Origin of the sequence: Thermosynechococcus sp. HN-54 (assembly GCF_023650955.1) — a bacterium.
GTDB lineage: Bacteria > Cyanobacteriota > Cyanobacteriia > Thermosynechococcales > Thermosynechococcaceae > Thermosynechococcus.
On record NZ_CP098039.1, the window covers coordinates 1,192,295 to 1,212,247 of the forward strand.

General features: G+C 52.0%; 16 protein-coding genes and 1 CRISPR repeat array (1 of these 17 running past the window's edge). Of the genes, 6 read left to right on the top strand and 10 right to left on the bottom strand.

Annotation, left to right across the window (positions count from 1 at the left end; genetic code table 11):
- A CRISPR array of direct repeats spans positions 1–1,278; the repeat unit is 36 nt; unit sequence ATGCTGAGACCTGTTCTCAGTAGATTGAATGGAAAC; it begins 393 nt to the left of the window's first position.
- 89 nt (positions 1,279–1,367) lie between these two features.
- Complete coding sequence (locus NBE99_RS05740) at positions 1,368–2,225, bottom strand: phosphatidate cytidylyltransferase (RefSeq protein ID WP_149821646.1); 858 nt, start codon at positions 2,223–2,225, stop codon at positions 1,368–1,370.
- Positions 2,226–2,476: 251 nt separating this feature from the next.
- Between NBE99_RS05740 and NBE99_RS05745 the strand changes: the two genes are divergently transcribed.
- Complete coding sequence (locus NBE99_RS05745; protein WP_250683521.1) at positions 2,477–3,142, top strand: sigma-70 family RNA polymerase sigma factor; 666 nt, start codon at positions 2,477–2,479, stop codon at positions 3,140–3,142.
- A gap of 41 nt (positions 3,143–3,183) precedes the next feature.
- Complete coding sequence (locus tag NBE99_RS05750) at positions 3,184–3,714, top strand: anti-sigma factor (protein ID WP_250683522.1); 531 nt, start codon at positions 3,184–3,186, stop codon at positions 3,712–3,714.
- Here NBE99_RS05750 and NBE99_RS05755 read toward each other — a convergent pair.
- From NBE99_RS05755 to proB, 8 genes are all read right to left on the bottom strand, one after another.
- On the bottom strand, positions 3,704–4,630 hold the full coding sequence (locus NBE99_RS05755) for an NAD(P)H-dependent glycerol-3-phosphate dehydrogenase (RefSeq protein WP_250683523.1): 927 nt from the start codon (positions 4,628–4,630) through the stop codon (positions 3,704–3,706). The genes NBE99_RS05750 and NBE99_RS05755 overlap by 11 nt on opposite strands.
- Positions 4,631–4,642: 12 nt before the next feature.
- Positions 4,643–4,963 carry a hypothetical protein gene (locus NBE99_RS05760; RefSeq protein WP_250683524.1) on the bottom strand — a complete coding sequence of 107 codons (321 nt, stop codon included), beginning with the start codon at positions 4,961–4,963 and terminating at the stop codon, positions 4,643–4,645.
- A 119-nt stretch (positions 4,964–5,082) separates the two neighbouring features.
- The gene (locus NBE99_RS05765; RefSeq protein WP_250683525.1) at positions 5,083–5,937 is read right to left on the bottom strand and encodes a DUF6671 family protein; all 855 of its coding nucleotides are present in this window, start codon (positions 5,935–5,937) and stop codon (positions 5,083–5,085) included.
- Complete coding sequence (locus tag NBE99_RS05770; protein WP_250683526.1) at positions 5,930–6,700, bottom strand: ABC transporter ATP-binding protein; 771 nt, start codon at positions 6,698–6,700, stop codon at positions 5,930–5,932. The genes NBE99_RS05765 and NBE99_RS05770 overlap by 8 nt, the downstream gene beginning before the upstream one ends.
- Positions 6,701–7,738 (bottom strand): serine hydrolase, encoded by a 1,038-nt coding sequence (locus NBE99_RS05775; RefSeq protein WP_250683527.1) that lies wholly within the window; start codon positions 7,736–7,738, stop codon positions 6,701–6,703.
- A 26-nt stretch (positions 7,739–7,764) separates the two neighbouring features.
- Entirely contained in the window at positions 7,765–8,517 is a 753-nt protein-coding gene (locus NBE99_RS05780) for an RNA methyltransferase (RefSeq protein ID WP_250683528.1), read from the bottom strand.
- 500 nt (positions 8,518–9,017) lie between these two features.
- Positions 9,018–10,025 (bottom strand): GntR family transcriptional regulator, encoded by a 1,008-nt coding sequence (locus tag NBE99_RS05785; protein ID WP_250683529.1) that lies wholly within the window; start codon positions 10,023–10,025, stop codon positions 9,018–9,020.
- Between the two features lie 166 nt (positions 10,026–10,191).
- Positions 10,192–11,301 (bottom strand): glutamate 5-kinase, encoded by a 1,110-nt coding sequence (gene proB / locus NBE99_RS05790; protein WP_250683530.1) that lies wholly within the window; start codon positions 11,299–11,301, stop codon positions 10,192–10,194.
- Between the two features lie 78 nt (positions 11,302–11,379).
- On the opposite strand from proB, the gene NBE99_RS05795 reads away from it, so the two are divergent.
- From NBE99_RS05795 to NBE99_RS05810, 4 genes are all read left to right on the top strand, one after another.
- Positions 11,380–12,183, top strand: coding sequence for an inositol monophosphatase family protein (locus NBE99_RS05795; protein ID WP_250683531.1), 804 nt, complete (start codon positions 11,380–11,382; stop codon positions 12,181–12,183).
- 34 nt (positions 12,184–12,217) lie between these two features.
- Entirely contained in the window at positions 12,218–12,667 is a 450-nt protein-coding gene (locus NBE99_RS05800) for a DUF29 domain-containing protein (protein ID WP_250683532.1), read from the top strand.
- A gap of 124 nt (positions 12,668–12,791) precedes the next feature.
- Positions 12,792–13,754, top strand: a complete 963-nt coding sequence (locus NBE99_RS05805; RefSeq protein WP_399371026.1) for a transposase — start codon at positions 12,792–12,794, stop codon at positions 13,752–13,754.
- 972 nt (positions 13,755–14,726) lie between these two features.
- Positions 14,727–19,004: an S-layer family protein gene (locus NBE99_RS05810; protein WP_250683533.1), complete on the top strand. Its 4,278-nt coding sequence runs from the start codon at positions 14,727–14,729 to the stop codon at positions 19,002–19,004.
- Here NBE99_RS05810 and NBE99_RS05815 read toward each other — a convergent pair.
- Positions 18,990–19,952: a transposase gene (locus tag NBE99_RS05815; RefSeq protein ID WP_399371026.1), complete on the bottom strand. Its 963-nt coding sequence runs from the start codon at positions 19,950–19,952 to the stop codon at positions 18,990–18,992. The genes NBE99_RS05810 and NBE99_RS05815 overlap by 15 nt on opposite strands.
- Position 19,953 lies beyond the last annotated feature (1 nt).

Below are 19,953 nucleotides of genomic sequence, written 5' to 3' on the forward strand. Positions count from 1 at the left end.
ACCTGGGGGGTGGGAGAGTTTTAGGAATTAAAATTTATGCTGAGACCTGTTCTCAGTAGATTGAATGGAAACGGCTCGGCCGCAGATTGGCTCACATTTACAAGAAATGCTGAGACCTGTTCTCAGTAGATTGAATGGAAACTTGTCAAATTCGCGAAATCTAAGATTTCGTCGCTTATGCTGAGACCTGTTCTCAGTAGATTGAATGGAAACACGCTAACAAAAGTATTTGGGTTAATTTCAGCAAGATGCTGAGACCTGTTCTCAGTAGATTGAATGGAAACACGAAAATTCAAACTAGCGCCAACTATCAGCCGGTATGCTGAGACCTGTTCTCAGTAGATTGAATGGAAACTTTCGGTAGAGGCGGTCACGCGTAGATGGTACAGATGCTGAGACCTGTTCTCAGTAGATTGAATGGAAACTTAACTAAAAGGGGAGGTCTTCGTCGATAGATAGAATGCTGAGACCTGTTCTCAGTAGATTGAATGGAAACTGGCCGGTTTCGAACTTGCGTCCACCCGCCAGATGCTGAGACCTGTTCTCAGTAGATTGAATGGAAACATTCAAAATCTTGGGGTTTGGTTACTGGGAAACCATGCTGAGACCTGTTCTCAGTAGATTGAATGGAAACTTTACGAGTGTAGCGCTGCTTAAGTAAAAGTAAACATGCTGAGACCTGTTCTCAGTAGATTGAATGGAAACAACAGACCTCCATCAGTCTCTCTCAGCCGAAGCCCATGCTGAGACCTGTTCTCAGTAGATTGAATGGAAACCGAAATTGCGATTCCCTTTTGGCTCAAAAACAGCAAATGCTGAGACCTGTTCTCAGTAGATTGAATGGAAACGTAAAATTATATTTGTGCCTAAGTTTTTAGAGGTAAATGCTGAGACCTGTTCTCAGTAGATTGAATGGAAACAAGCGGTTTGGGAGCAGGTTTCACTAGGAATAGAATATGCTGAGACCTGTTCTCAGTAGATTGAATGGAAACTTCTTTGTCAACCAAAGAAAAACCCGGATTCCGGTTATGCTGAGACCTGTTCTCAGTAGATTGAATGGAAACAGATAGCGGCATCGCAAAGGGTAGCTAGCTTCGAATGCTGAGACCTGTTCTCAGTAGATTGAATGGAAACGAAGCCTACTGAGGTTGACCTAGCTCTACCTAGGATATGCTGAGACCTGTTCTCAGTAGATTGAATGGAAACTTTCCTTGCCAAAGGTGCGCTCAATTTGCGTCAGGGATGCTGAGACCTGTTCTCAGTAGATTGAATGGAAACTAAGTAGATTGAGTGAAAACATGGAAATATTGAAACCTATGAGTCTTTTTTTGGTGCGTTTAATCACACGGGAAGGGACGCTGTTTCTTTTATTGACACAGGGGCAACAGCAACGTCACAAAGTAAAACACAAGGGGTGCCGTAAAAACATAGCTATCGGCGCGATCCAAAATGCCGCCATGCCCCGGAATCAACTGGCCAGAATCTTTGACCCCAGCATCCCGTTTCATCATTGACTCCGTTAAGTCCCCCAATAGACTGGCAATGCCAATCATGAGGCCAAACATTGCACCCAAAAGCCAAGGGAGTGGCCAGCCAAGGGAATGTGCTCCCCAAAGAGCGACACCTAAACTCCCTAGAACGCCAAACACTGCCCCTTCTACGGTTTTCTTGGGGCTGATGTGGGAAAGCCGCGTCCGGCCAAAGAGCTTACCAACAGCATAGGCACCAATATCTGCCGCCCAAATACAGACAAAGGCCAAGAGCGTCACCTGTAACCCCAAGGGCAAAGCGGTGAGTTGAAACTGCTCTGGCCAAAATCCCCCCAAAGGTAATGTTGCTTGCTGCTCTAGTCCCCGCAGGCGCACCCAATAGCTTGGCAAATAGCCGCCATAAAACAGCCCCATGATTGAGGTGGAAATATCGGCGATCGAGGCCAGCTTGGGTTGAAATAGCAAGTAGAAGCAAATGAAGGTACCCGCCACGGGAAAGACAGCATCCGCAAGGTCTGGACGCAGCAGTGAGGTGATGAGGAGCACTTGACTGACCACGAGGGTAGTTTTAGCGGCTGGTGCACTCCCTTTGGCACGCGCCAGTTCAAAGTATTCTAGTTGACCCAGATAAATCAGTGCTCCAATGCCCAGACAAAAATACCAACCACCTAGAAAGGTCATCAGCAGCGCGAGAGCGATCGCGACAAGTCCACTGGCAATGCGGATCCAGAGCATGGTGGTGAGGGGCGGTGATAAGGGGTTACATTGAGCCGCGCGTTGAGTGTTTGCGTAGCGCGTCCAAAGAAAGAACGATCGCCGCTACAATAAAAAGTTTAATCTAAATTCACCAACGTTAAGGGAACATTAACAGACTCGCATCCAAAACAGGATGCATGGCAATGTCCTTGGCAAGCTATAACGGATCAGGGAACATCATGGGGGCAAGGGCGTCATGAAAAGCGATTGGTCTGAGGTCGATTGTATCCATGACATCCAGTCTTCCCCTTGCTTGGACGTGTGTTGAGGAGACCAGTGCTCGGGTGACGCTGCCGCTGACAAAACTTACACCCCAAGAGTTGGTTGTCCGCTGTCAGGCTGGCAAAACCCCAGATCGCGCTGCCTTTACAGAGCTGTTGCGCCGCTATCAACCCCATGTGGAGCGAATTATCTATCACCTCGCGCCCGACTGGGACGATCGCGCTGACCTTGTTCAAGAAGTCTGGATTCGGGTGTATCGCAACATTCACAAATTGCAGGATGCCAGCAAGTTTCGCGGTTGGCTCAGCCGCATTGCCACCAATCTGTTTTACGATGAATTGCGCAAACGCAAACGCCATCAACCGCCCCTGTCACTGGATGCACCCCTGAAAACCCAAGAGGGGGAAATGAATTGGGAACTTGCTGCCAATAACGCCAGTCCTGATGACTTACTGCACACGGATGAGTTTTATGACCAATTGCGGCGGGCGATCGCCAACTTGCCAGAAACCTTTCGGACAACGATTGTCCTGCGGGAAATTGAAGGCCTCTCCTACGAAGAAATTGCCCAAATCACCGGGGTTTCCCTCGGAACCGTGAAATCACGAATCGCCCGTGCCCGACAGCGACTCCAACTAGAACTCCAACCTCACCTCGATCTTCCTTCAACCTAATGCGAATCACCCCTACCCTTTTCCTGCAAGGACAGACCCCTATGATGGACGAACTGGATCACTGCAAACGCGATACCTTTGAACTCCTGAGCGCCTATCTCGATGGTGAAGTGACGGCGGCGGAGCGGCAACAGGTGGAAGCATGGCTGGCCACTGACCCCGAAGGCCAACGCCTCTATCAACGGCTGCTCATCCTCAAGCAGCAAATGCAGGAGCTGCCCGTGCCGTTGACCCCCTGTTCAGCCGATCATTTAGCCGCGCAAGTCATTGCTAAGGCCAATCGCCCCCGTCGTATTTGGGTCTTAGGGAGTGCGGGGGCGACCCTAGCGGCATCCTTCGTGGCAATGCTGACGGGTCTAATTCCCAATCCCTTCCCCAGTCTGCCTGTGGCTATCACAAGTCCTGCCGGCATTGAGCCAGAGGTATCTCCTCTACCGATTGAGCCAACGGCAGTCGGTTTGATGCTCAGTCTTGATCGTCCGCCTGTGGCTATTCCTGTGAGTGAAACGGCTCCTGCGGCGCTGCCGGCGCCCCGTGCAAGTTCACAGCCAAGGACTGAAGCTACTGACTAGGAATCATCTCCGGCTTGAAGGGACGCTCCAAAAGACAGTTGAGGGCAGCTTGGGGAGTGAGATGGCCACCGAGAACAGCATTGACCATGGTAGTAATCGGAATATCTAACTGGTGCTGCTGGGCATAGGTGCAGAGCACCCAAGCGGTGTTCACCCCTTCAGCCGTCCCCTTTGTCAGTGCTAGGGCTTGGGAGAGGGACTTACCGTGGGCAAGATGCCACCCCACTTGATAGTTGCGACTGAGGGCGCTGGTACAGGTGGCGAGGAGATCCCCTAACCCTGAAAGGCCGTAGAAGGTTTCCACTTGTCCGCCCCAGTGGGTACCCACCCGCACCATTTCTACGAGTCCTCGAGTAATCAGGGCAGAGCGGGCATTGACGCCAAGACCTAGACCATCATTGACCCCACAGGCGATCGCAATCACATTTTTGAAGATGCCCCCCATTTCAACACCCCGCCGATCCTCATTGCTATAGAGGCGAAACGTGGTACTGCCCAAACAGTGCTGCACTTGCTTGGTGGCTGCTGGCTTTCCCCCCACCACTGCGGCTGCCGGTAGTCCCTGCTGAATTTCGCTGGCTAGGTTGGGTCCTGAAAGCACCACAAGATCGTGATGCGGGCAGTAATTTTGCCAAATATCCGCCGCTGTGGCAAAGGTTTCCGATTCTAGACCCTTCGTGGCACTGACAAGGATCATTCCTAAGGGGGGTTGAAGGGCAGCGACTTGGGCAGCCACTTCCCGTACCGCTTTGATGGGGAGAGCCGAAACCAGTAAATGAATGTCTTGGAAAAGAGCAGCCGAGAGTGCCCCCTGGGATCGCCCCCAAGAAGAGACCGTGCACCCCTGTTGCTGGAATAGGTAGGCTAGTGTCTGTCCCCAATGCCCTAAGCCCAAAATCAATACCCTTGGGGACATGGCACCCCTGTCCTAGGGCGTAACTGTCAAATTTTGGAATTGCTGCTGCTGCCGTTGGCGAAAGGCCTCCGCTTGAGCATTAAGATTTTCCATTTGATCGGTCACCACTTCGTTGGGATCGCGGCCATCCATGAGGCGCAGCCGATTCATCAGTCCCGGCACGGAAAAGTTGCCATTCTGGGGATTGAGAATACTTCCCAGATCGTTGGCAGTGCCGTTTTGCTGCCAGCCCTCCATGGGGTTATTGGCGCCTGCGGTTTGAGCGAGAGCGACGTTCCCTAGACTGAAACTGAGTACAGCAAGGGTAAAACCAGCCAAGTAGCGAGGTGCCATGGGTCACTCCTCAAAAATTTGCGCTATGTATGAGTTTAGACGAAACAATGCCTCAACAAGTGTCTAACCTAACCACCGGAATGAGCGTTTGAATGCAAGAAATTATACCAAGTCTTTACCTAGGGGTTGCAGAAGTAGCATTGACTGGCATCGGCAACGGTTTCAGGGACGGGTAGAGTCAGTTGGTGCAAACAGCGTTGACAGCGGTAGCGGCTGGCTTTGATGGCACTAGTGGGGGCGCCACACAGTTCACAGGGTAGCCCCGGTAGTTTCTCACGAGCCACAAACCCCGGCCAACCACACTGGGGACAGCCTTGAGTCATGGCTTGCACGAGTTGCGCAGCCGCTTCAGCAATGACCCGCATGCGCGTCGGGTTCATGTGGGCTCGCATATCCGTTTCGAGGTGAATCGTGGGGCGATAGGTTTGCAAGGTGGCGATCGCCTGCGCTAGTTGTTCCTCGGTTTGCAACCCCTTGAAGATAGGGGTGTTGGCCGGTGGCTCTGCACTTACCATGGCAATCAAAGCATGATCTGGAAAACCCACCCGTGCTGCAAAGGCTAGAGCCTCTTCCAGATTCCCCACCGTCGCATGGTTAAAGTTGGTTTCTAGGGAGATGACTTCGCCCCACAGCGTCAAATTGTGGCGGCGATCAAGGAGGAGAACAAGTTCGCGATCGCTCGGGAGCATCGGAAACTGGGGATGGGGACCAAAGCTCCCCTCACTGGCAAGGACTAACTCTGCCTCCGTTTGCGCGAGAACTGCTTCGGCCTTCGCCAGCGCTGCCTCCTCTTGGGTACCGCAGCGGGGAATTTCCCGACTAAAGGTGCCAAAGCGATCGCTATCAAAGTCGTTTGCGACCACGACTGTTACCCCTAGGGGGGCAAGCGCGGGGGCAATCACCTGTTCTTTGCCGTGCTTCGTAGCCAGAATCGCTGTTCGTCCTTGAAAGTAAGAATCCGTTGCCTTAAACATCGCCGCCGAGGTATGCCTCAATTACCTTGGGATCATTTTTAACCGTCAGAGGATCCCCTAAAGCAATGAGTTGACCAAAGTCCAATACGGCCAAGCGATCGCACAAACTCATCACAAGGGGCACATGGTGCTCAATGAGAATCACCGTCAGGTCGAATGTTTCCTTAAGGCGACGAATCAACTCACAAAGGTCTTGCTTTTCCTTGGGATTCATGCCGGCGGCCGGCTCATCCAGTAATAGCAGTCTGGGTTGCAGCGCCAAGGCACGCGCCAGTTCAAGGCGGCGTTGTTCGCCATAGGGCAAGTTTCCTGCTCGCTCGTGGCGCCGCTCGTAGAGATCCACCCAGTAGAGGAGTTCCTTGGCCCGATTCTCCAAGCGCTCCTGAGCATGGCGCACTGGTGGTGCGCCCCATAGGTTTGCCCAGAAGTTCGAGGGGGCATGGAGATGCTGTCCCATCCGCACATTCTCCCAAACACTCATTTCTGGAAAAAGGCGGATATTTTGAAATGTGCGAGCAATACCCAAAGCAGCAATCTGGTGAGGTTTGAGGCGGTGAAGGGACCGCTGCTGAAACTGAATGTTGCCGGCGGTAACAGGAATTAATCCCGTGAGCAAATTAAAGAGGGTGGTTTTACCGGCGCCATTGGGGCCAATAATGCCAAAAATCTCCCCCGTTGCCACGCTAAAGGACACGCGGTCAACCGCCTTGAGGCCGCCGAAGTAGCGGCACACCTGATGGAGGGTAAGGAGGGGCTGTGACATCTAAGGCTGAGGAGGGGGAAGTTTCTCAAAGGCTTGGTAGGCCATGCGCGAGACTTGGCGGATCAGTTCACTACCTCGGGGATCGTTGTAGGGGCGTTTCACCATCATGGCGGCCACATAGCGTTGGCCATTGGGCATATCCACCATGCCAGCATCCCCCACCACAATACCAATATCCCCGGTTTTGTGGGCAATCGTCGCTCCTTTGCCGAGGCCAGCCGGTAAGAGCGTATTAGTTACCGTTCGCCGCATAATGTCCAGCAGGCGATCGCGACTACGGGGGGAGACAATTTCCCCCTGACCAATTTTCAGCATCAGCGTTGCCAAGTCGCGGGGGCTAGTGGTGTTGGTGCCCTTCATATCCGGTAGCAGATTGTTGATCACCGTGTTTTCTAACCCCCATTCCTGAAACTGTTGGTTCAGCACGGCTGCACCCCCGAGGCGATCAATGATCATATTGGTGGCCGTGTTATCGCTAATCGTAATCATTAAATCTGCCACCTCAAGGGCGGGGTACTGGGAATTGGGCTTTTGATACTGTAACGTACCGGCCTCAGGCGCAATGAGATCGGGGCGCATCGTCAGGCGTTCGTGGAGTGTGACTCGTCCCTCATCCACCGCCTTGAAAAAAGCAACCAAGATCGGAAACTTAATCGTAGAAGCCGCCGGAAAGACCTCGTCCCCGCCCACATTCAAAGACGCTCCGGAGTCGAGGTTAAAAAAGTACAGCCCCGCCGTCAGATTGGGTTGACGGCTAACCAGTTGTTGAATTTGCTGTTGCAGGGTGGGGAGGGGACGTTCTGGGGGCAAGTTGGGGGTTGGTGTTTCAGGGGCGATCGCCTGACTGGCAGTCGTCTCTAAGGCAAGTTCCTGAGGCTGTAGCACCGACAGGAGAGTGCCTACTATCGTGGCAAGCGCCACCCCACTGACGCCAAAACGCAAACTAATTAAGAACAAATTGGGACGGGGCGGCGTCGTGTTAGGAATCGGTGGTGACGCCGGACGAGGCAGTGAGGAAAAACTAGAGGACGGAACCATTGACCGAAACCGAGCAACCATGCCATTTACTTTAGAGGGAAGGTGTCTGAAGCGGTAGTGGCTGCATGCTGAATCGCCCACTCCACCTGACGAACCATACCCCGCAACAGCGCTACTTCAGCAGCCGTGGGGTAGGCGCGCCCGAGGAGCGATCGCACCTTGGCCATACGACTCGCAGCAGTATGGGGATACAAAAAACCAATCTGGAGCAACACCTGCTCTAAATGGTCATAAAACCCCTGCAACTGCTCAAAGGGGACGGCAGCCCCTTGGGGAAAAGTTCCCCTGCTGTCGCTGGCACTCAACCACAACTCATAGCAGCATACGGCAACAGCTTGCGCCAGATTCAAAGATGGATAGGCATTGGCCGTAGGAATTTGCACCAAGCCATGGGCAAGCTCCAATTCAGCATTCGTCAGCCCCCGATCCTCACGACCAAAAACCAGTGCTGACTGCGGCACAGCCAACAGTTGAGGAGCCGCTTGACGCGGTGTCCAAAGCGGTAGCGCTAAATCCGCCACCTCCCGCCCCACTGTGGCAAAGACCCGCTGACAATTCGCCAGCGCCGTCTGGAGGGAATCCGTCACCCTAGCGTGCTGGAGTACATCCTCGCCATGAACAGCCCAGCGCTGCGCTAGCTCTCCCTTGGGATCACAGCGGGGACTGACAATCCACAACTGCTGTAACCCCATATTTTTCATCACACGGGCAATGCTACCGACATTGATTTCCCCTTGGGGTTCCACAAGAACAATGCGCAGCGAAGCGATGGTATCCACCCTGATTTGATCAGTCAAAATGAAGAGATAATTAAGATTTTCTAGATGATTTTAGAAGACTTTTACCAATCACCTCAACCCCTGAGTAATTCAGGACTTTCCCACACATTTCATAAATTTAACAAGTGTAACGTTTTGAGGTGTGCTTCTCAGGGAAATCATTAAAATTGGAATTAATTTTTTAGGTGTGACCCCTACTGGCAAACCATTTTCCCTTGATGAGGAGGTTCCGAAGAATGCTCCTAGGGGTTCATTGTGTTTGGTTGCTAGCAGGGGGCTTGGCCTCGTGATCTATGTTGTGGCGATGAGGAGTTGACTGATGTGGCGTTTTATGAGCTTGCATTGGCCAAAACTAAGTGCTGTCGGCATTCTGTACTGTGGTCTTGCGGCCGGTCTAGGATATCTTACGAATCTACAATTGGACATAATGCACAATCAAGCCAAAAATCAGGCTATCACTGTGCAATTGTCCCAGATGTTGAATGAGATCAATCCCTGAGTCAAGAGGCTTTGGCTTCAAGGGGCAGATCATCAGTGAGGCCGATTTCCCGTTTCAGGAGTTCTACCGACCGCGGATCAATGTAGCTTTCACAGCAAATGAGACGGGGGATGCGAATTAACTCATGGCGAGCCGCTGCAATGGCTGCTTTGACTCGTTCCCCACTGGCGCGATCGCTAATGATTGTGTGGGCACGGTGCACTAGGGCATTGAGCTTATAGCTATCGTTGGCTTGAGCGGTAACCAAGAGTAGCTCATCCCCTCGCAAACTGTGGATCATGACCTCTGCCACGCCGAGGGTACCAGAACTAAGACTCACCAAGCCCAAGCAGGAGCCTTTTGGCAATTGCCGCACCACTTCCAGTTCGCGCTGGTAGTTGTAGATGTCAATAAAGAAGACCCGCACATCCTTATCGCGGGTAATGGCTTCCGTCATGCTGGCAAAATAGCGCACCGTAACAACCGTTGCAGAGGTATCGCCATCGAGAACCGCTTCCAAGTCTTCGAGAAAGACGAGTTCTACGGGAATTGGCAGCAATTGTTGCAATTCCTGAACAATCAGTTCGCCAGCCCCTTGATCGTGGCGGGGCACTGTCACCAAAACCCGCACCCCGGCTTTTTGGCGGGCGTCGATCTCGGCAAGGAATAGCTCGCGAATTTGACTTAGGGAATAGCCCATCTCGAGGAGGGTATCAACGCTTTCTTGGACAATGCGATGTACAGGCACAACAGCAGGTCGCCGTTGCCGCGGTCGGGTTTCCTCTTGGCCAAGGGCACGCACATAGATGCCAGACCCCACTTGGGGGACAACTAAACCAGCGGCTTCAAGGCGTTCGTAAACTTTGCTAATCGTGTTGCGGTGCAGTCCGGTTTGCATGGCCAGCTGCCGCGTACTGGGCAAACGATAGCCTGGTGGAAATTGCCGTGCAGCGATCGCAAAACTAATTTGATTAAAGAGCTGAGTTGAAGCAGGAATTTCGCTGTCTGGTTGGATGTGGAATTGAACCATAGGTTTCCTTTCGCCCATCAGGTACTGTCCTAGAGGGATACGCCCTCCTTGGTGTGGCTATGCCAGATGCAAAACCTACCCCCAATCGCTGCATAAACCGTCACAGTTAGTGAGTAATTTTACCGCACTTGCTACCGATCGTTCTTTTGATGGCGATAGAGCACTCTTACAGGGTCACCACCAAGTTATCGCGGTGGACAATTGTATCGGCACCGGCATAGCCGAGGATGTTGGCTAGTTCACTGGACTGTTGCCCCTGCACACGGCGGATTTCCTCACTGTTGTAGTTGACTAGGCCGCGGGCAACTTCAGTTCCTGTAGGATCACAGAGCCTGACGGCATCTTGGGCTTGGAACTCCCCTTCGACGCGGGTAATGCCTGCTGCCAAGAGAGACTTGCCCCCAATGGTAATTGCTTTAACAGCACCGTCATCCAGCCACAACTCACCTTTGGGAATTAGGGCACGGGCGATCCAGCGTTTACGGGCATTGATGGCTTTGGGACGGGGTTCAAATTGGGTGCCTAACGGTTCTCCCTCTAGAATTTTCAGAATGTTGGTGGGCGATCGCCCATCGGTAATCACGGTGCGGACGCCAGCTTCGGTGGCAATCTCGGCAGCCCGAATTTTGGTGGTCATGCCCCCGGTGCCCCAAGCGGAGCCAGCAGCACCAATTTGAATGGTTTGTGTTAACTCGGCTAAGGAGACCACCCGCTCAATGGGAACGGCTGTTTTATCAATGCGCGGATCCGCTGAGTAGAGGCGATCGACATCCGTGAGCAAAAATAACCAATCGGCTTCCACAAGGCTCGCCACAAGGGCTGAGAGGGTATCATTGTCGCCAAACTTGAGTTCATCCACTGCCACCGTGTCGTTCTCATTGACAATGGGAATGACGCCCAGTTCAAACAGCGCTTGGAACGTGTTGTAGATATTGAGGTAGCTCTGGCGATCGACAAAATTTTGCCGCGTCACGAGGATTTGGGCAATGGGCTGGCGCAGCACAGAAAAGAGATCATCGTACATGCGCATTAGGTGTCCCTGACCCACCGCAGCCACTGCCTGTTTGTGGGCTAACTGTTGGGGACGCTCTCTCAAGCCTAGACGGACGGCACCTACACCCACAGCACCAGAGGAGACGAGAACCACGCGATCCCCCCGCCGTTGACAGTGACACAGCACCTCCACCAGTTGGGCAATGGTTGCTAAGGCAAGATGCCCTTCCTTACCCCCCGTCAGGCTTGATGTGCCAATTTTCACGACCAGTGTTTGTGCCATGGCAAGTGAGACGAACCTGCAGCAGCAGTATTAGGATGAGGGGCGACGTGCTCATTTTATCGCGGTGGGAGACAGTGAATGAACTCAGGGTTTTGGTCTGAGGTGCTAGAAACCTGTCAACAGATTCAACAGGTGGTCGCCCCCCGTTTGTTGGAGTGGGCGGGGCAATCCCCGAGCGATCGCAAGGCCGATGGCAGCCTTGTCACCCGTGCCGACCTTTGGGCGGATCGGAAAATCACCGAGATGCTTCAGGAACGCTTTCCCCACCACGGCTGCCTGAGTGAAGAGGGAAACCATACCTACGGTGGTGAACCGTGGTGTTGGATTATTGATCCCATTGATGGCACCACCAACTATGCTCATGGGTTGCCCATTTGGTGTATTGCCCTCAGTTTGCTATACCAAGGCACACCTGTATTTGGCTATGTCCACGTTCCCGGCTTGCAGCAAACCTTCCATGGCTTCTATCAAGCCCCTGACCATGCTAACGGTGCCTATTTAAATGAGAAACCCATTCGCGTTAAGGTCAGTGAGCCAACTTTGCAGACCTTTTTTAGTCTTTGTGCTCGTAGTACTGATGTGCTCAAGCGTTCCTTTCCTTGCAAAATTCGTATGTTGGGATCCGCCAGTTACAACTTGCTGACCGTTGCTGCGGGTTATACCCTCGGTGCTGTGGAGCGCACACCTCGCATTTGGGATGTTGCCCCCGCTTGGCCAATTGTCCATGCTGCTGGTGCCCACTGGCAATGGTTAGACCCGCCAGAACCGTGGCAGAGAATGTTTCCCATTCAGCCGGGGCATGAAGCCGGGAGTCGTATCTTTCATACACTGGTGAGTGCTAGTCCTCACTTGGGGCAATTTTTTGCGGCGTACATTATCTAAAATGCAGCTTGAGGGGATCAGCTCATCAAAAATCATGCACAGCAATCTTTATGAAAGCGACTTTTATGCTTGGATCCTAGAGCAGGCGAACTTGCTCAAGACAGGAGACTTTAGCCACCTTGATATTGCCCACTTAGTAGAGGAAATCGAAGCCTTGGGACGGCAGGAGCGGCAAGAACTGAAAAACCGCCTCGGTGTTTTGATTGGGCATTTGCTGAAGTGGGAGTATCAGCCAGAAAGACGCAGTAAAAGTTGGCGAGTCACGATTCAGATGCAACGACGTGAGATTAAGGATTTATTGGAAGAAAATCCTAGCCTTCAGTCTTATCTAACGAAGGCGATCGCCAAAGCCTACTTGGCAGGGCTAGACTTAGTATGCTTGGAAACGCCCTTGGACTATAAGGATCTCCCCCCAACTTGTCCCTATACTCCGGAGCAACTGCTGGGTTCAGAATTTCCTAGAGATTTGCATGTCATTGAATAGTTCACCATCAAAGACCATGACTCAGCAATAGGCCAGAAGTGTTGAAAGATAGTTTAAGAGGCTAGAAAAAAGGGAAGAAATGTCGTATTCTTCCCTCAAAAGAAGAAAAATTAATCAGCTTACTATGGCATCTTTTTCAGTTCTTGTCAAGTCTATTCTCAAGCAGCTCAGCCCTTGCGACTACCCCGTCCTCAACTCTCAATTGTTCTTCAAAATCTGGTTGACCTACATTCTCGACCAAGGATTAACCAGCATGAGAGCCTTATTTTATCGCTTGAATCATTCGGGGATTACAGTGGATATGTCCACGTTTTCCAAGGCGAACAAAACTCGAACAACCACCTTATTTGAGAGGATTTACACTCATCTCATGTCTCAAGCTCGCAAGAGACATCGTTGTTCAAGTCTGATGCTGTTTCCTATTGATTCAACCGTCATTACCCTGACGAGTAAGCTCTTTTGGTTCTACAAATACCATCAAGTGAAGTTAATTACAGGATTTGATTTAACAGAGAACATCCTGGGTAAGGCAGTAGTCTCTTTTGGGGAGAGACATGACCTAAGCTTTCAAGACGAGATTTTAGAAATGATCCCTGAGAATGCCGTTGCCATCATGGATAGAGGGTTTGCGAGTTGGAGATTTTTAGAGCGGCTGAGTGAGAGGAAGTGTTTATTTGTTGTGCGTATCAAGAATAACATGAGAATGAAGCTCAATCATGAGAGATACCGAGTGGTTCAATTTTTTGATGAGCATGGAACAGAGTTTCGTATTGCGACGAATCTAATGCATCTAAGTGATGAGGAAGTGAGTGAGCTGTATCGGCATCGGTGGGGGATTGAGAACTTATGGAAGTTTCTAAAGATGCATTTATCATTAGACAAGCTGATTACGAAGAGTTTGAATGGGGTGATAAATCAGATTTATATGGTTTTGATTGGGTACTTAATTTTAGAGCTAATGGAGATACCTGAATACTTTGGCAGGAAGCTATTAGACAAATTGCGATATTTGCAACTGGAACTGAGTCGCCGCTGCTCGATAGTGCATTGGAGCTTTGATTGGCAGCCAGAGCTACTTGTCACTTAGGATGTTAAGTTTTGTTGCAGAATTCAACACTTCTGGCAATAGGCCTATTGACATTCAAAAAAATCCAAGCTATTCTCGCCTAGGAAATTATAGGGGGATCCGAAGAAGATTAGCATTTCCTTGGTTGTAGTTCCCAGTTAACTTGGGAAACAAGGGGAGAGCATTTCTTCTTGGGTAGAGTAACTGCGACTGTAGGAAAAACCGAACTTTCTTGCTTAATAGATTCAGGTAGGTAGTGTGATGTTCTCTAAACGATTACACCCCCTTTTAGCGCTTTTGGCGAGCACGTTAGTGCAAATCATTTTGAACAGTTTACCAGCGCTGTCGCAAACTACAAACGATTGTGGGAATCCCGGCTCTAGCTTTTTCAACTCTACCGTCGGTACAGCTAATGACAACTTAATTTGTGGCTCACAAAATAGCCTTCTTGTCACACTCGAGCGATCTATTGCTATTGGTATTAGAAACACAGTAAATACTCCTGCTACTCTTAATCCTCCTGCGAACCATGCAATTGGCAGTGATAATGAGATTCAAAACATGAATACTCAAAACACCGCTGTTGGTGATAACAACACAATTAACGGGGTTAACGCCCAAAATCATGCTTTTGGTTCTAACAACACAATTGGTCTTGGAGGTTCCGATCCAGACCCTAGTACCGCTCAAGACCGAGGGAACAATAACACTGCTTTAGGCGCACAGAATACAGTTGGCACAACTGGCGTACCCTCAGGGATTGGTGCTTTTCCTAACGCTGCTAGAAATAACAACACTGCTGTGGGTTTCAATAATGTCGCTGATGGAACTGCTGTCAGTACTGGCAGCAACAACACGGCTGTAGGCATGCAAAACCGAGCAGAAGGTGAAAACAATACTGCCATAGGTATGCAAAACCAAGCTCGAAATGTTAACAGCACAGCCATAGGCATGCAGAACCGGGCTCAGGCTGATAACAGTACAGCGGTGGGCATGCAGAACCAGGCTCAGGCTACTAACAGCACTGCTATGGGGTTTGTCAATACTGTACAGGGCGATAACAGCACTGCCGTGGGGTTTGCCAACCAAGCTCAAGGGGTAAATAGTACCGCCGTCGGCTTCGTAAACGTTGCACAGGGCGATAACAGCACTGCCCTGGGGTTTGTCAACCAAGCTCAAAGGATAAATAGTACGGCCGTCGGTTTTGCGAATACGGCACAGGGCGATAACAGCGCTGCCCTGGGGTTTGCCAACCAAGCTCAAGGGGCAAATAGTACGGCCGTCGGCTTTGTAAATACTGCACAGGGCGATAACAGCACCGCCATGGGGTTTGCCAACCAAGCTCAAGGGGCAAACAGTACGACGGTAGGCATGCAAAATTCAGCGAATTCGGACAATGCTACTGCTCTTGGCATGCAAAATAACTATGACGGAAGCTACCTTACTCCAGGTCAGCGCAGCACTGCTGTCGGTTTCCAAAACCGAGCATTAGGTGATGACAGCACCGCCATGGGGTCAGGTAGCCAAGCCCAAGGGGCAAGGAGCACCGCCATTGGCAACAACAGTATTGCGACCCCCGATGACAGCATTGCCCTTGGGTCATCTGCCACCGTCGCTGCTGGAGCTGCAAACGGCATTGCCATTGGTCGGAACACGCAGGCGAATGGTGTGAGTAGCACCGCCATGGGGTCAGGTAGCCAAGCCCAAGGGGCAAGGAGCACCGCCATTGGCAACAACAGTATTGCGACCCCCGATGACAGCATTGCCCTTGGGTCATCTGCCACCGTCGCTGCTGGAGCTGCAAACGGCATTGCCATTGGTCGGAACACGCAGGCGAATGGTGTGAGTAGCACCGCCATGGGGTCAGGTAGCCAAGCCCAAGGGGCAAGGAGCACCGCCATTGGCAACAACAGTATTGCGACCCCCGATGACAGCATTGCCCTTGGGTCATCTGCCGCCGTCACGGCTGGAGCTGCAAACGGCATTGCCATTGGTCGGAACACGCAGGCGAATGGTGTGAATAGCACCGCCATGGGGTCAGGTAGCCAAGCCCAAGGGGCAAGGAGCACCGCCATTGGCAACAACAGTATTGCGACCCCCGATGACAGCATTGCCCTTGGGTCATCTGCCACCGTCGCTGCTGGAGCTGCAAACGGCATTGCTATTGGTCGGAACACACAGGCGAATGGTGTGAGTAGCACCGCCATGGGGTCAGGTAGCCAAGCTCAAGGGACAAGGAGCACCGCCATTGGCAACAACAGTATTGCGACCCCCGATGACAGCATTGCCCTTGGGTCATCTGCCACCGTCGCTGCTGGAGCTGCAAACGGCATTGCCATTGGTCGGAACACGCAGGCGAATGGTGTGAATAGCACCGCCATGGGGTCAGGTAGCCAAGCCCAAGGGGCAAGGAGCACCGCCATTGGCAACAACAGTATTGCGACCCCCGATGACAGCATTGCCCTTGGGTCATCTGCCACCGTCACTGCTGGAGCTGCAAACGGCATTGCCATTGGTCGGAACACACAGGCGAATGGTGTGAGTAGCACCGCCATGGGATCAGGTAGCCAAGCCCAAGGGGCAAGGAGCACCGCCATTGGCAACAACAGTATTGCGACCCCCGATGACAGCATTGCCCTTGGGTCATCTGCCACCGTCGCTGCTGGAGCTGCAAACGGCATTGCCATTGGTCGGAACACGCAGGCGAATGGTGTGAATAGCACCGCCATGGGATCAGGTAGCCAAGCCCAAGGGGCAAGGAGCACCGCCATTGGCAACAACAGTATTGCGACCCCCGATGACAGCATTGCCCTTGGGTCATCTGCCACCGTCACTGCTGGAGCTGCAAACGGCATTGCCATTGGTCGGAACACACAGGCGAATGGTGTGAATAGCACCGCCATGGGATCAGGTAGCCAAGCCCAAGGGGCAAGGAGCACCGCCATTGGCAACAACAGTATTGCGACCCCCGATGACAGCATTGCCCTTGGGTCATCTGCCACCGTCGCTGCTGGAGCTGCAAACGGCATTGCTATTGGTCGGAACACACAGGCGAATGGTGTGAGTAGCACCGCCATGGGGTCAGGTAGCCAAGCTCAAGGGGCAAGGAGCACCGCCATTGGCAACAACAGTATTGCGACCCCCGATGACAGCATTGCCCTTGGGTCATCTGCCACCGTCGCTGCTGGAGCTGCAAACGGCATTGCCATTGGTCGGAACACGCAGGCGAATGGTGTGAATAGCACCGCCATGGGGTCAGGTAGCCAAGCCCAAGGGGCAAGGAGCACCGCCATTGGCAACAACAGTATTGCGACCCCCGATGACAGCATTGCCCTTGGGTCATCTGCCACCGTCGCTGCTGGAGCTGCAAACGGCATTGCTATTGGTCGGAACACACAGGCGAATGGTGTGAGTAGCACCGCCATGGGATCAGGTAGCCAAGCCCAAGGGGCAAGGAGCACCGCCATTGGCAACAACAGTATTGCGACCCCCGATGACAGCATTGCCCTTGGGTCATCTGCCACCGTCACTGCTGGAGCTGCAAACGGCATTGCTATTGGTCGGAACACGCAGGCGAATGGTGTGAATAGCACCGCCATGGGATCAGGTAGCCAAGCCCAAGGGGCAAGGAGCACCGCCATTGGCAACAACAGTATTGCGACCCCCGATGACAGCATTGCCCTTGGGTCATCTGCCACCGTCACTGCTGGAGCTGCAAACGGCATTGCCATTGGTCGGAACACGCAGGCGAATGGTGTGAATAGCACCGCCATGGGGTCAGGTAGCCAAGCCCAAGGGGCAAGGAGCACCGCCATTGGCAACAACAGTATTGCGACTCCCGATGACAGCATTGCCCTTGGGTCATCTGCCACCGTCGCTGCTGGAGCTGCAAACGGCATTGCCATTGGTCGGAACACGCAGGCGAATGGTGTGAATAGCACCGCCATGGGATCAGGTAGCCAAGCCCAAGGGGCAAGGAGCACCGCCATTGGCAACAACAGTATTGCGACCCCCGATGACAGCATTGCCCTTGGGTCATCTGCCGCCGTCACGGCTGGAGCTGCAAACGGCATTGCCATTGGTCGGAACACGCAGGCGAATGGTGTGAATAGCACCGCCATGGGGTCAGGTAGCCAAGCCCAAGGGGCAAGGAGCACCGCCATTGGCAACAACAGTATTGCGACCCCCGATGACAGCATTGCCCTTGGGTCATCTGCCACCGTCACTGCTGGAGCTGCAAACGGCATTGCCATTGGTCGGAACACGCAGGCGAATGGTGTGAGTAGCACCGCCATGGGGTCAGGTAGCCAAGCCCAAGGGGCAAGGAGCACCGCCATTGGCAACAACAGTATTGCGACCCCCGATGACAGCATTGCCCTTGGGTCATCTGCCACCGTCGCTGCTGGAGCTGCAAACGGCATTGCCATTGGTCGGAACACGCAGGCGAATGGTGTGAGTAGCACCGCCATGGGGTCAGGTAGCCAAGCCCAAGGGGCAAGGAGCACCGCCATTGGCAACAACAGTATTGCGACCCCCGATGACAGCATTGCCCTTGGGTCATCTGCCACCGTCGCTGCTGGAGCTGCAAACGGCATTGCTATTGGTCGGAACACACAGGCGAATGGTGTGAGTAGCACCGCCATGGGGTCAGGTAGCCAAGCTCAAGGGACAAGGAGCACCGCCATTGGCAACAACAGTATTGCGACCCCCGATGACAGCATTGCCCTTGGGTCATCTGCCACCGTCGCTGCTGGAGCTGCAAACGGCATTGCCATTGGTCGGAACACGCAGGCGAATGGTGTGAATAGCACCGCCATGGGGTCAGGTAGCCAAGCCCAAGGGGCAAGGAGCACCGCCATTGGCAACAACAGTATTGCGACCCCCGATGACAGCATTGCCCTTGGGTCATCTGCCACCGTCACTGCTGGAGCTGCAAACGGCATTGCCATTGGTCAAGGGGCTGGAGTGACTGCTAGCAATAGTGTTGCAATTGGTGCCAATTCACTAGCAAATCAGCCAAATACCGTATCTGTAGGAGCACCAGGACAAGAGCGCAAAGTTGTTAACGTTGCTGATGGAATTATTTCTCCAACGAGTACGGATGCAATCAATGGTAGTCAGCTTTCTGCACTTATTAATCAATTGTTTGCGACAGGAATTTGCTCTATTACGGGTTCGACTGTGACTTGCGGTAACATTGCCCTTGGTAATGCTGCAAACCCAGAAGTGTTGAATTCTGCAACAAAACTTAACATCCTAAGTGACAAGTAGCTCTGGCTGCCAATCAAAGCTCCAATGCACTATCGAGCAGCGGCGACTCAGTTCCAGTTGCAAATATCGCAATTTGTCTAATAGCTTCCTGCCAAAGTATTCAGGTATCTCCATTAGCTCTAAAATTAAGTACCCAATCAAAACCATATAAATCTGATTTATCACCCCATTCAAACTCTTCGTAATCAGCTTGTCTAATGATAAATGCATCTTTAGAAACTTCCATAAGTTCTCAATCCCCCACCGATGCCGATACAGCTCACTCACTTCCTCATCACTTAGATGCATTAGATTCGTCGCAATACGAAACTCTGTTCCATGCTCATCAAAAAATTGAACCACTCGGTATCTCTCATGATTGAGCTTCATTCTCATGTTATTCTTGATACGCACAACAAATAAACACTTCCTCTCACTCAGCCGCTCTAAAAATCTCCAACTCGCAAACCCTCTATCCATGATGGCAACGGCATTCTCAGGGATCATTTCTAAAATCTCGTCTTGAAAGCTTAGGTCATGTCTCTCCCCAAAAGAGACTACTGCCTTACCCAGGATGTTCTCTGTTAAATCAAATCCTGTAATTAACTTCACTTGATGGTATTTGTAGAACCAAAAGAGCTTACTCGTCAGGGTAATGACGGTTGAATCAATAGGAAACAGCATCAGACTTGAACAACGATGTCTCTTGCGAGCTTGAGACATGAGATGAGTGTAAATCCTCTCAAATAAGGTGGTTGTTCGAGTTTTGTTCGCCTTGGAAAACGTGGACATATCCACTGTAATCCCCGAATGATTCAAGCGATAAAATAAGGCTCTCATGCTGGTTAATCCTTGGTCGAGAATGTAGGTCAACCAGATTTTGAAGAACAATTGAGAGTTGAGGACGGGGTAGTCGCAAGGGCTGAGCTGCTTGAGAATAGACTTGACAAGAACTGAAAAAGATGCCATA

Excerpts from the sequence above, each read along its gene's own strand:
- NBE99_RS05815 (WP_399371026.1), bottom strand. The coding sequence starts at position 19,952 with ATGGCATCTTTTTCAGTTCTTGTCAAGTCTATTCTCAAGCAGCTCAGC.
- proB (WP_250683530.1), bottom strand. The coding sequence starts at position 11,301 with ATGGCACAAACACTGGTCGTGAAAATTGGCACATCAAGCCTGACGGGG.
- NBE99_RS05760 (WP_250683524.1), bottom strand. The coding sequence starts at position 4,963 with ATGGCACCTCGCTACTTGGCTGGTTTTACCCTTGCTGTACTCAGTTTC.
- NBE99_RS05770 (WP_250683526.1), bottom strand. The coding sequence starts at position 6,700 with ATGTCACAGCCCCTCCTTACCCTCCATCAGGTGTGCCGCTACTTCGGC.
- NBE99_RS05740 (WP_149821646.1), bottom strand. The coding sequence starts at position 2,225 with ATGCTCTGGATCCGCATTGCCAGTGGACTTGTCGCGATCGCTCTCGCG.
- NBE99_RS05765 (WP_250683525.1), bottom strand. The coding sequence starts at position 5,937 with ATGTTTAAGGCAACGGATTCTTACTTTCAAGGACGAACAGCGATTCTG.
- NBE99_RS05750 (WP_250683522.1), top strand. The coding sequence starts at position 3,184 with ATGATGGACGAACTGGATCACTGCAAACGCGATACCTTTGAACTCCTG.
- NBE99_RS05810 (WP_250683533.1), top strand. The coding sequence starts at position 14,727 with ATGCAGAACCAGGCTCAGGCTACTAACAGCACTGCTATGGGGTTTGTC.
- NBE99_RS05785 (WP_250683529.1), bottom strand. The coding sequence starts at position 10,025 with ATGGTTCAATTCCACATCCAACCAGACAGCGAAATTCCTGCTTCAACT.
- NBE99_RS05745 (WP_250683521.1), top strand. The coding sequence starts at position 2,477 with ATGACATCCAGTCTTCCCCTTGCTTGGACGTGTGTTGAGGAGACCAGT.
- NBE99_RS05805 (WP_399371026.1), top strand. The coding sequence starts at position 12,792 with ATGGCATCTTTTTCAGTTCTTGTCAAGTCTATTCTCAAGCAGCTCAGC.
- NBE99_RS05775 (WP_250683527.1), bottom strand. The coding sequence starts at position 7,738 with ATGGTTCCGTCCTCTAGTTTTTCCTCACTGCCTCGTCCGGCGTCACCA.
- NBE99_RS05800 (WP_250683532.1), top strand. The coding sequence starts at position 12,218 with ATGCACAGCAATCTTTATGAAAGCGACTTTTATGCTTGGATCCTAGAG.
- NBE99_RS05795 (WP_250683531.1), top strand. The coding sequence starts at position 11,380 with ATGAACTCAGGGTTTTGGTCTGAGGTGCTAGAAACCTGTCAACAGATT.
- NBE99_RS05755 (WP_250683523.1), bottom strand. The coding sequence starts at position 4,630 with ATGTCCCCAAGGGTATTGATTTTGGGCTTAGGGCATTGGGGACAGACA.